Source organism: Faecalibacterium sp. (genome assembly GCF_052358865.1).
GTDB lineage: Bacteria > Bacillota > Clostridia > Oscillospirales > Ruminococcaceae > Faecalibacterium > Faecalibacterium butyricigenerans.
In genome coordinates, this window is sequence record NZ_DAWCVJ010000020.1 from 25,060 (window position 1) to 35,597 (window position 10,538).

Sequence of the window (10,538 nt, forward strand, 5' to 3'; positions counted from 1 at the left end):
TCCTTTCGTTCTGTGTATCATGCAATGCCGTCGCTGCCGCTCGGGCTCTCCTTTGAGGGGCTTATGAGACGCTCCAACTCCTCCGGCAGCCAGAACTTGGCCTTCTCCAAGTCCTCCGGTATCCAGAGCTTTATCTCACCCTGCATATTCGGCAGGTCGTCCCAGTCATCGCCAAGGTCGGTATAGCTCCGCAGGTCACTCTCCAACGGATTGGTATACTTTTTGCGCTCCGTGACGGTGGGTTTGACCGGAACGAGCAGTGGCTTCTTATCCTCCTCGGGAGCGATGGCCTCAAATCGGGCAGCCAGCTGTTTCAGGGACTCGTCAAGCCCGATTCCCGGCGTTTCCTCTCTCGCAGGCTCGAGCCACCAATCCAAACTCGGGAGGTCGTCCCTTTTTTTCGCGAGTTGGAAGTCCATCTCCCGCTTTTGTTTCAGTAATTCGTCGAGTTCACGTCTGAGTTCTTCACTCGTTTTTCGCTCTACCTCTTCGTGTTCATGGGTCAATATCAGCCACTCCTCCACCTCTGGTATCCACAACTCCCGAAAGCGCTCCGACAGGTCATCCCGCGTTTCGCCGTCCAGCCGGAGGCTGATGTCCTCCCTGTTCTGCTTCAGCTCCACGTCAGCGTCCTCGCCCGCCGCGTCGGCCATCTTGTCCACGCTATAGTGGGTCATGGTGTCCTGATACCGGAAGAAGATGTCCTCCACGCCGTCCTCCCGGAGGCTGGGGATGTCGGTGGTGACGGTGGAGCGGGGGGCGGCGCTCTCAATAAGCACCGCACCCCCCGGGGCGAGGACCTCTCCGGCGTCGGAGGCCTTTACGCTGCCGACCATGGGGCCGATGCCGCTTTCCGTGACCCCCGAAAGGTCCAGCTGCTGGATGGTGACCCGGCTGGCGAAGAAGCCCTTGACCACCATGCCGCCGGGCAGGGGTTCGGGGGCATTCTCCTGTGCCGGGGGCGGGACGTCATCGTCGTCGTCCTCGTCCTCCTCCGGCTGGGGCGTGGGGGTGGAGGTGTAGTCGTAGCCCATCCCCTCCATCACGGTGCCGTCCGCGTTCAGACGGGTCAGCCGTCCTCCCGTTACCTTGTGGTCGGCGTCAGAAAGGGACTCCGTGGGCACTTCGCCGTACGTTCCGCCGATGGCCGGGACCTTGGCGTCCAATATCTGGCTTCCCGCCTTGGCCGTCACCTCGGCGTCGCCGCAGATGTAGAGTTTTCCCGGGTTCGGGTCGTCGGTGTCGTCCGACGCGCGGCCTGCGCCGTCGCCGATACCTGCCGCGCTGCTCCCGCCCACAGCCTCCACCGTACCGCCCCGGATGGTGATGTTGCTGCCGGTACTCTCCTTTCCGCCGCCGATGCCTGCGCCGCCGCCGTCGCCGCCCTCGGCGGTGAGGGAGCCGTCCTTGCCCTTGTCGTCCTTGATGGTCAGGGTGCCCTCCGACTCGTGGCCGTTCTTCTCGAGGCCCGCATTGTAGCCGCCGCTCTTCAGCTCGTTTTTGCCGTCCAGCTCGATGGTCGCATCGTGGTCGCCCTGCACGGTGACGGCGGCATTGCTCTCCCGGACAGGGCTGTCACCGCTGCCATTCCCCTCCTTCTTGCCGCTGACGTCGATCTTCAGGTCGTCGAAGGTGACGTCCACGTTGCCGTCGGAGGTGTCGATGGTGACGGTGTTCTCGTCTGATTTGCCGGTGATGACGGTGTCGGTGTCCTTCACATCCTTCTGCTCCCCCTGTGTGACCCTGTTCGTTCCGTCGGCGTCGTCCGCTTTCACAGTGATGTCGCCGTCGGCGATGTCCCACCGGGCCGCGTAGGCCGGGATGCCGGAGCTTACCACGATGCCTGCGATGACGGCGGCGGCTACGCCCCGCCGGAGTGCGCTTTTCAGTCTCATAGTATGTCCTCCTCTGGTCTGTTCGTCGTTCGAGAACCGGTCTTTCTTGATGCAAATTTACCAAAAAATCAAGAGGATGTCAATAAAACCTGCGCGAATGGGGGTGTTTTCGGCGTGAACAACAAAAAAGCCCTCCCGAGCGGGGAGGGCCATAAGCCTATCTTATTCGGAGTAATGCGCCAAAAACTGCTTCGTGCGCTCCTCCTGCGGGTGGTCGATGAGCTGGCGGGCCGGGCCTTCCTCCACCACGACGCCGCCGTCCATGAACAGGATGCGGTCGGCCACGTCCCGGGCAAAGTGCATCTCGTGGGTGACGATGATCATGGTGGTCTTGCGGTCGGCGAGGTCGCGCAGGACGCGGAGGACTTCGCCGGTCAGCTCGGGGTCGAGGGCGCTGGTCGGCTCATCGAAGCAGAGGATGTCCGGGTGGAGGGCCAGCGCACGGGCGATGGCCACCCGCTGCTGCTGGCCGCCGGAGAGCTGATGGGGGTAGTGGCCCGCCCGCTCCGACAGGCCCATCTGGGCCAGAAGCTCCCGGGCCTGCGCCTCGAGGCGGGCGTGGACGGCCTTTTTGTCGGCCTTGTAGCCGGGCTGCTCCCGGGCCAGAAGCTCCCCCGCCAGCATCACGTTTTCCAGCGCGGTGTACTGGGGGAAAAGGTTGAAGTTCTGGAACACGAGGCCGAAGTGGAGGCGCTTTTTCCGCACCTCGCTCTCCCGCTGGGTGGCAGGGTCGGCGGCGTCCCACATGGTCTCGCCGTTCACCCGGATGACGCCGGTGTCGGGCCGCTCAAGGAAGTTGAGACAGCGCAGAAGGGTCGTCTTGCCCGAGCCGGAGGAGCCAATGATGGCCAGCGCCTCGCCCTGCTCGAGGGTGAGGGAGATGTCTTTCAGCACCTTCGTCTCCCCAAAGTTCTTCCCGATGCCGGAGGCTTCGAGTAATGCCATAGTTTATATCCTCCTTAGCAGCGGAAATAGTCCATCTTCTTCTCGGCCCAGTCCAGCAGCAGCGTCAGCGCGCCGACAAAGACGAGGAAGAAGATTGCGGTCGAGAACAGCGGCCAGATGAGGCCCTTGGCGCTGTATTCCTTCGCCATCATGATGATCTCCTTGTTGGCGATGACGTTGGCCAGCGAGGTGTCCTTCACCAGCGTGATGACCTCGTTGCCCATGGGGGGCAGGATGCGCTTGACCACCTGCAAAAGGGTGACTTTAAAGAAGATCTGGCTCTTGGTCATGCCCAGCACCTGCCCGGCCTCGGTCTGGCCCTTGGGCACAGCCTCGATGCCGCCGCGGTAGATCTCGGAGAAGTAGCAGGCGTAGTTGATGGCGAAAGCCACCACAGCGGCCACCAGACGGCCCGAAGCGCCGGAGGGCCAGGGGTTCGTCATGCCCAGCAGGCCCGGGCCGAGGTAGATGACGATGATCTGGAGCATCAGCGGGGTGCCCCGGATGACCCACACGAAGGTCTTGACGACGCCCCGCAGCGGTGCGCACCGGCTCATGGAGCCAAAGGCCACCACGAGGCCCAGCGGCAGCGAGAAGAGCAGCGTCAGGAAAAACAGCTCACAGTTGAGCGCGAATGCGCCGGTCAGACGCTCGAGAATCACAGTCACAGGATCACTACACCTATCTTATTATAATAATGTATCTCAGTCGGCGAGGGTCAGGCCGTACTTGTCGGCCAGCGCCTGCATGGTGCCGTCGGCCTTCAGCTCGTCGAAGGCGGTGTTGACGGCGTCGGGGACGTCGCTGCCCTTGCGGAAGGCCACGCCGTACTCCTCCACGTTCAGCTCGTCCACCATCTTGAGGTCGGCGTAGTCGGTGCCCTCGCCGATCATGGCAGAGGCCAGCGTCAGGTCAAGGATGGCGGCGTCCGCAGTCCCGGCGGCCACCTCCATCAGGCAGTCGGTCTGGACAGACTTTGCGATGTAGTCGGCCTGCGAGAGGTCGGCGTTCTCGGTGATGGTGGTCTCGCCTGCCGAACCGGCCTCGGCCACCACGGTCTTGCCGATGAGGTCGGCGGTGGAGGTGTAGTCGGTGCCCTCCTTCACCACGACCACCTGCGCGTTCTTGACGTAGGGCTTGGTGCAGGCCATGTTCTCCTCGCGGTCATCGGTGAGGGTCAGGCCGTTCCAGATGCAGTCGATGCTCTTGGCGGCCAGCTCGGTCTCCTTGGTGTCCCAGTTGATCTCCACGAACTCCGGCTCGACGCCCAGCTTTTCGCAGACGGCGGTGGCCAGCTCGGTGTCGAAGCCGGTGAAGTTGCCGTCGGCGTCGGTGTAGTTCATCGGCTCGTAGACGGTGTAGCCGACGACCATCTTGCCGTTGGACTGGAGGTAGGCGAGGTCGCTGTCGGCGACGGCAGAGCTTGCCGGGGCGGCAGAGGCCGAGGCGGCGGCAGAAGAAGCAGCCGTGGAGGTGGATGCGGCACCGCCGCAGGCAGCAAGGCTCAGTGCCATCGCACCGGCCAGAAATGCAGAGACCAGACGTTTCATATACAAAGTTCCTCCCTCAGGGGTCAGCAGGCGCGGCCTTCGTTTTACCGCTTTACCGTGCTAAACCGTTAAACTGTGACTATAGAATAGCGCGTTTTGCCCCGTTTGGCAAGAGGGAAAGCGATTTTTTTGCGTTTTGCCCGCAGACCGCCCCTTTCCGACAGGGTTTTCGGTGTATTTGTACAAAGGACAGGGGGATGCGCGATGCTTTACCTCTTCGCCAGAGGCTCCCCTACTAGGGGAGCTGGCGAGGAGCCTGCGACGAGACTGAGAGGTTGTACGAAGACGAACCTGCCCTCAGGCCGCAAAAAAGCCCCGAAGCACGAGGCTCCGGGGCGGGGGTCAGGTTATCGTAACAGTTTTGTCTTCGAGCAGGTAAAGCATAAAACGGTAAGTCTTCCCTTCCGATTTGATGGTCGTGGTACAGATTTTGCCGACTCTGTTCGAAAGGTTCGGCCCATCCTGAATTATGTAGTAGCAAACTTTTTGATCCCAAAAATCGCTTATCTCCGCCGCCGTGTCCATCCCATCCTTTATTTCGAGTATGATGATCTCTGCAAAATAGCGGCTCGGCGGATAGGCCTTTTCTATGATGTTCATCATTTTTATGTCCGTATCCCAGTCAATGTTCAGCATATTGGTACTGCCGTCCTGCGGCATCCAGCTGGGCTTGAAGAAGGCCGCCAACTGCTTCGTCTCCGGGAGATTTTCGACAGTTATAGGTATCCCCAGCACTGTCAGCTTCGCCGCAATGCCTTCCGCCACGGCCCTTTCCCGGGCGTTCATGCCGGTTTTGCCGCACCCCGTCAGCAGGGCCAGCGCCATCACGCCCGCGAGGGCGAGGGCAAACAGCTTTTTCAATTTCATGGTCGTTTCCTCCTCTGTCAGTTCTGCGGGGTCTTGATGGTGGCGTTCGTTTCCAGTGCGAGGTAATAGCGGTGGCCGTCACTCTTCTCGCCCGTCATTGTAAAAGCTATGGCGCACAGAGGCTGCTGCGGGCCGGAGTATTCCCCATAAGAATCATACCTTATCCCCTTGCATTGCTTCATGCTCTCCGCCTGCGCCTGCGCACTCTGGCCCGGCTTCACTTCTCCATACCAAAGCCGAACTCTGCCTGTCACCAGATAGTATTCCAATTCCTCTTTAATGATGCGCTCTGCCTCACTGGTCAGCAGATCTTCATCAGCCAGCCAGTCCGGCTGGAACTGCTGTGCGATGCCCTCGAGCTTTTTGTCCAGCGTCTCGTCCTTCTGATAGTCACCAAATTGTCTCATCCTGTACCGGAAATACTCTTCCACCTGCTTGGCTTTGGAGCTGCTGTCCGAGCATCCGGTGAGCAGGGCCAGTGCCATCACGCCCGCGAGGGCGAGGGCCAAAAGTTTCGTTCGCTTCATGGTCGTTACCTCCATTCGTGCGGTGTGTTTCGGTAATTCTATTATAACTTGCCCCGCCGCCCCCCGCAAGTGCGATTCACGCAGGTTTCAGGCCCTTTCGCGCAGGTTTGGGGGTGAAAAGGCTCTCCTTGGGAGAGGCTTTCGCCCGCGGGCAGGCGGAATGTGTTCGTTTCTGTTTCTTTTCGTCGAAAAGTATGCTATACTGGTCTTGCGGCCTTGCCCGCCGACATTGTTCGGAAGGGAGGTGTTGCCTGATGGTATACGTTTATACGTTTGTGCTGTCTGTCGCAGCGAATGTAGTATCTTACTACATCTGCAAGTGGCTTGACGGATGGCTGAAGGGCCGCAAGCACTAAAAAAGGACCCCCTTTCGGAGATAGCAGCTCCGAGAGGGGGTCTTTTCTTTTGGTGTTGCCCGATGGGTAATTTATACGTTTGCCATCTTTATTATACGCCCTTCCCCGCAAAAGTCAAGCGGTGCGCGGAAAGTTTACAGAACGGAAGGGCCTGCCAGCGGCTTCCACTCATGGGTAGGCCCGCCTTTGTACAACCCGCCCGTGAGCCGCCGCATTGCCGGAGAGGTTATCCACTCAGGCCAACACAAGCACCACCAAGCAGTAGTCTTTCTCCCCGACGGTCTTATGGCAGACCCCGACGCGCATTTTTGTGTAGGCCGTAATCGACACCCTCTGATAAAAGACCGTGAGCGACGGGGCTTTCCCCTGCACGAACCGCTCTGACTGGGCATAGGCGCTCTCTCCGGTCGCGTCGAAGGCGAAGAAGTACACGGTGCTGCGCTCTTCATACGCCTTCAGGCTGTCCTTCAGGAAATCTTCCACCGTCCGGCCATCCTGCGTGAGGGCGTATCGGTCGAGGACTGTCCCGGCCTCGTTGAGCCAGCCCGGAGCGAACGCAGACCGTACCGCACCGCTCAGCTCGGGGACGCTGTAGGAGACCTCCTCCACATTGGAGTGGCTGCGCTTCATGATGTCCGCGACGTTCTCCGCGATGCGCCTGTCCTCCGTCTTTCCGCCGCAGCCGACAAGCAGGGCCAGCGCCATCACGCCTGCGAGGGCGAGGGCTAAAAGTTTCGTTCGCTTCATGGTCGTTTCCTCCATTTGTGCGGTGTGTTTCGGTAATTCTATTATAACCGGCCCCGCCGCCCCCCGGCAAGTGCGATTCACGCAGGTTTCAGGCCCTTTCGCGCAGGTTTGGCCGCCGACCACACCGTTCCGGCAGGGGTTTTGCTGTATTTGTACAAAAAAACACCCTCGCTCTTTCCCTTCTCGCTTTTTGCAGATTTCAGGGAAGAAACACAGGTGTTTCCTTGCTATTTGTCGAAGTTTATGATATGCTATAGGTGCTGTTCGTAAGAGCAGCGGGCGCTGCAAACAACGGCAGGCGGTCAGCCACACTTCCGCAAAGGGGGTGGGCATATGCCGATTACTTTGACGTTTCATCTTTTCGGATGTGTTTTTACGATCAGAGTAAAACGCGAAAACCGCCACCGGGCAGGGTGACGGTTTTCATTGAAAATCTAATCTCTTGAACCGGGCTGACCGCCTGTCGCAGCGCCCTTTCTATTATTAGTATAACAACTCTCCCTCCCGATGTCAAGTCGGGAGGGATTTTTTCTGTCACAGCGACCCATTCTCAAACGCATCCCCCACGGCCTTCTGCAAGGCGTCGATGGAGATGGTGCAGAGGGCCGCGAGGTCGGGGTCGGAGCCGTCGGCGGGGATGGACGCCGCCTCGGCCTCGGTCTTGCCCTTGAGGTAGCTGCAATAGCCCGCGCTGTGCTCGTACCACTCTTTGCCGAGGGCGGAAGCGCCCCGCATCCCGTAGCCGTCGCCCAGCTCCAGCTTGGTGCGGACGGCCTCCGGCGCGGTGATGCCGCCGTCGGCGGCCACGGTGAGGGCAGGCTCGGCCATGTCGCCGATGGCGCTGGTGATGCGGCCGTCGGCGTCCAGCGTCAGGGCCGCGAAGGTAAGGTCAACTTCTGCGTTCACATCCTTATCGTCGGTGGCGGTGACGTCCGAGGAGGCGTTCTCCGCCACCACGCCGAGGCTCACCCGGTCGCCCTTGGCCCCGCCGAGGGGGGCGGCGCTGGCGCAGGCCTTCGCCACGGCGTCCCGGTACTTGTCCACCCGGATGGTGCAGCCGGAGAGCAGGTCGGGGTCGGCGGCCCTGCCGTCCTTGTCCGTTTCCAGCCGGGCGGCCTGCTGGGGCGTCAGGCCGGTGAGGTAGTCGGCGAAGGCGTCGGCCTGCTCGGCCCAGCCCTTTTTCAGGGAGGACGCCGCCGCCAGCGGGTAGTCGTCCCCTTTCTGGCGCTTGGTGCGGTAGTCGGTGGGCATGGTGACGGCCCCCTTGCCGTCGGCGGACAGCTCCACCTCCAGCTCGTCCAGCATCACGTCGGCCACCTTCCCCTCCCCGTCCAGCAGGACGGCGGCGGCGATGGTGTGGATGGTGCCGGTGCGGCCCTCGTCCGAGGTCTCGGTGAGGACGCCGAGGCCGGTCTGCCAGCCGGAGGTCTGGGTGGTGACGGCGCTGCCGGTGGAGCCGGACGAGCCGCTCATGCTCCCCGGGCGGCCGCCCCCGCGGCAGCCAGCCAGCAGCACAGCCGCCGCAGCGGCCCAGCTCAGGAGGGCTTGTTGTCTGTGTGTCATACGCGATACGCTCCCTTTCATCTCTTTGGGAGCAGTATGCCCCGCCCTGCGGGGGTTCATGCACGGCCACCCCCGAGCCACGCAGGTTATCTGGCCAAGTGACATTTTTCAATCGTTGCTATGTCGAAATATCCACTTGGCCAAGGTGGCCAAATGAGCACAGCTGGCCAACTGAGTCACTTGGTCAATCAGGGTCACTTGGCCAAACTGACCAACTGGATAAATATAACGTATCTATATTATTAAATTGTCACTTGGTCATTTGTTCCACCCCAGTGGCCCAGAAATGTATACCAGCTTCGTGCGCCGTCTTGCTGGCTGAGCTGCTGCTTTTTTATCTCGCCGCTCTTCACCAGCTCACCATAAGCACGATTGTATGTCTTCTCGCTGCACCCCGTCTCCCTGACCACCTCGGCCCGGAGCTGGGTGTTGGGCATACTGCCCAGCTTTGCCTCGGCCAGCACGTCGAGGATGGTCCGGGCGGTGTCGGCCTTGGTCTGGGCGACGCGGACGCGGCGCTCCTCCACGAAGTCGGCGTCCTTCTTGTCGGTGCGGCTGTCAAAGACGGCCACCGCCGTGGTCACGCCCTCCACCTGCGTCTGCTCGATGTGGAGCAGGGCCGTGCGGGCCGGGGCGGCGTAGCTGCTCTTCTCGTGGCTGAGGTAGAGCTGGCCGCTGTTCTTGTCCCGGCCCATCATGAGGACGCTGCGGGCGATGTCCCAGATGTCCGAGCTGTCGGCGAGGCGGGCGCGGCCCGAGACGTTGGAGCGCTTGTTGGTGTGCATGGCGATGAGGGCTGCGCAGCCCAGCCGCGCGCAGAGGGCCTTGAGGGGCAGCAGAGCGGCCCGCATCTGGTTGCGGCTGACCATCTCCACCCCCGCAGGCAGAAAGCTCTGGAGCGGGTCGATGAGGACGAGGGCGGGGGCGGCGCTCTCGATGTACTTGGCGAAGCTCTTGTCCGGGATGCACAGGGGGTTGCCGGTGCGGGAGAAGTAGGCGTCGCTGGTCTGCACCATCACCCGGCTCATGTCGGCCCCCGCCGCCATCAGGCGGGCTTTGAGCACCTTGGAGGGGTCGTCCTCCCCGGCGAAGATGAGCACCCGGCCGGTCTGTCCGGGGGGCTGGGGGAAGAAGCCGGAGGTCTTTCCCGCCGTGACGTAGGCCACCAGCTGGGCCTGCCAGATGCCCTTTCCGGTGCCGCCGTCGGCCCCCAGCAGGGACACCTCACCCTGCGGCAGCAGCCCCTCCACCAGCCAGCTCACGTCCCGGACGGGGATGTCGTCGAGGCACTTTGGGATGTAGAGGAAGGGCGAAGAGAGGCGGCGGCGGCGCGCCCGCTCCCGGGCAGCCTCGGCCTTTTCGCGGTAGGCGGCGTAGTCCTCGCCGATGCGGCTCTGGAACGCCTCGCGGCCCGCGGCCTCCGCCTCGGCCCGGCTCGTGGTCATCCAGTGCTCGACTTTGAAGGTGAGGCCCTGCCAGAAGCCCAGCTCCTTGGCCCGCGCCTCCACCAGCTGGGGGCGGAAGCAGACGTCCTCGGGGCAGTTCTGCCCCACGAACCAGTAGGTCAGCGGGGAGAACAGCTCCTCCTCGGTGCGCACCGTGCCGAGGTAGGCCACGAAGTCCTCGTAGCTGCCCGGGGCGCGCTCGGTCTTTTTTTCCTGCATAGAATTGCTCCTTTCGTGTTGTTTTGTTGCTCCAATTATAACCACGAAAGGTTGTGCCGTCAAGGAAAGCTTTCCGCGCTTTTTTGCACGGAAAAGTGGGGATGAGGGGTTCGTTCGTGTTCCTTTTCGTCGAAAAGTGTGTTATACTGGTCTTGCGGCCTTGCCCGCCGACATTGTTCGGAAGGGAGGTGTTGCCCAATGGAGTTTGTTTTTACTTTTGCGCTGTCTGTCGCAGCAAATGTAGCGTCTTACTACATCTGCAAGTGGCTTGACGGATGGCTGAAGGGCCGCAAGCACTAAAAAGGACCCCCTTTCGGAGATTGCAGCTCCGAGAGGGGGTCTTTTCTTTTGGTGTTGCCCGATGAGATTTTTACTTTTGCTATCTCTATTATATGTCCTTCCCCGCAAAAGTCAAGCGCTGCAC

9 protein-coding genes are annotated in these 10,538 nt (G+C 61.4%); all 9 read right to left on the bottom strand.

What is annotated here, in order from left to right:
• Window positions 1-17: 17 nt before the first annotated feature.
• The 9 genes from ACT8X9_RS05210 to ACT8X9_RS05250 all read right to left on the bottom strand — a co-directional run bounded on the left by ACT8X9_RS05210 (window position 18) and on the right by ACT8X9_RS05250 (window position 10,114).
• Window positions 18-1,895: a hypothetical protein gene (locus ACT8X9_RS05210; RefSeq protein ID WP_444268335.1), complete on the bottom strand. Its 1,878-nt coding sequence runs from the start codon at window positions 1,893-1,895 to the stop codon at window positions 18-20.
• Between the two features lie 162 nt (window positions 1,896-2,057).
• A complete protein-coding gene (locus ACT8X9_RS05215) occupies window positions 2,058-2,840 on the bottom strand; it encodes an amino acid ABC transporter ATP-binding protein (RefSeq protein WP_227620747.1) in 783 nt (260 codons plus the stop codon).
• 14 nt (window positions 2,841-2,854) lie between these two features.
• Window positions 2,855-3,502, bottom strand: coding sequence for an amino acid ABC transporter permease (locus ACT8X9_RS05220; RefSeq protein WP_249234672.1), 648 nt, complete (start codon window positions 3,500-3,502; stop codon window positions 2,855-2,857).
• Between the two features lie 42 nt (window positions 3,503-3,544).
• Window positions 3,545-4,390, bottom strand: a complete 846-nt coding sequence (locus tag ACT8X9_RS05225; protein ID WP_444268336.1) for an amino acid ABC transporter substrate-binding protein — start codon at window positions 4,388-4,390, stop codon at window positions 3,545-3,547.
• A 342-nt stretch (window positions 4,391-4,732) separates the two neighbouring features.
• Window positions 4,733-5,257 carry a hypothetical protein gene (locus ACT8X9_RS05230; protein ID WP_444268337.1) on the bottom strand — a complete coding sequence of 175 codons (525 nt, stop codon included), beginning with the start codon at window positions 5,255-5,257 and terminating at the stop codon, window positions 4,733-4,735.
• A 17-nt stretch (window positions 5,258-5,274) separates the two neighbouring features.
• The gene (locus ACT8X9_RS05235; protein WP_444268338.1) at window positions 5,275-5,784 is read right to left on the bottom strand and encodes a hypothetical protein; all 510 of its coding nucleotides are present in this window, start codon (window positions 5,782-5,784) and stop codon (window positions 5,275-5,277) included.
• A gap of 590 nt (window positions 5,785-6,374) precedes the next feature.
• Entirely contained in the window at window positions 6,375-6,887 is a 513-nt protein-coding gene (locus ACT8X9_RS05240) for a hypothetical protein (protein WP_444268339.1), read from the bottom strand.
• A gap of 534 nt (window positions 6,888-7,421) precedes the next feature.
• A complete protein-coding gene (locus ACT8X9_RS05245) occupies window positions 7,422-8,450 on the bottom strand; it encodes a hypothetical protein (RefSeq protein ID WP_444268340.1) in 1,029 nt (342 codons plus the stop codon).
• 242 nt (window positions 8,451-8,692) lie between these two features.
• Window positions 8,693-10,114: an AAA family ATPase gene (locus ACT8X9_RS05250; protein ID WP_444268341.1), complete on the bottom strand. Its 1,422-nt coding sequence runs from the start codon at window positions 10,112-10,114 to the stop codon at window positions 8,693-8,695.
• Window positions 10,115-10,538 lie beyond the last annotated feature (424 nt).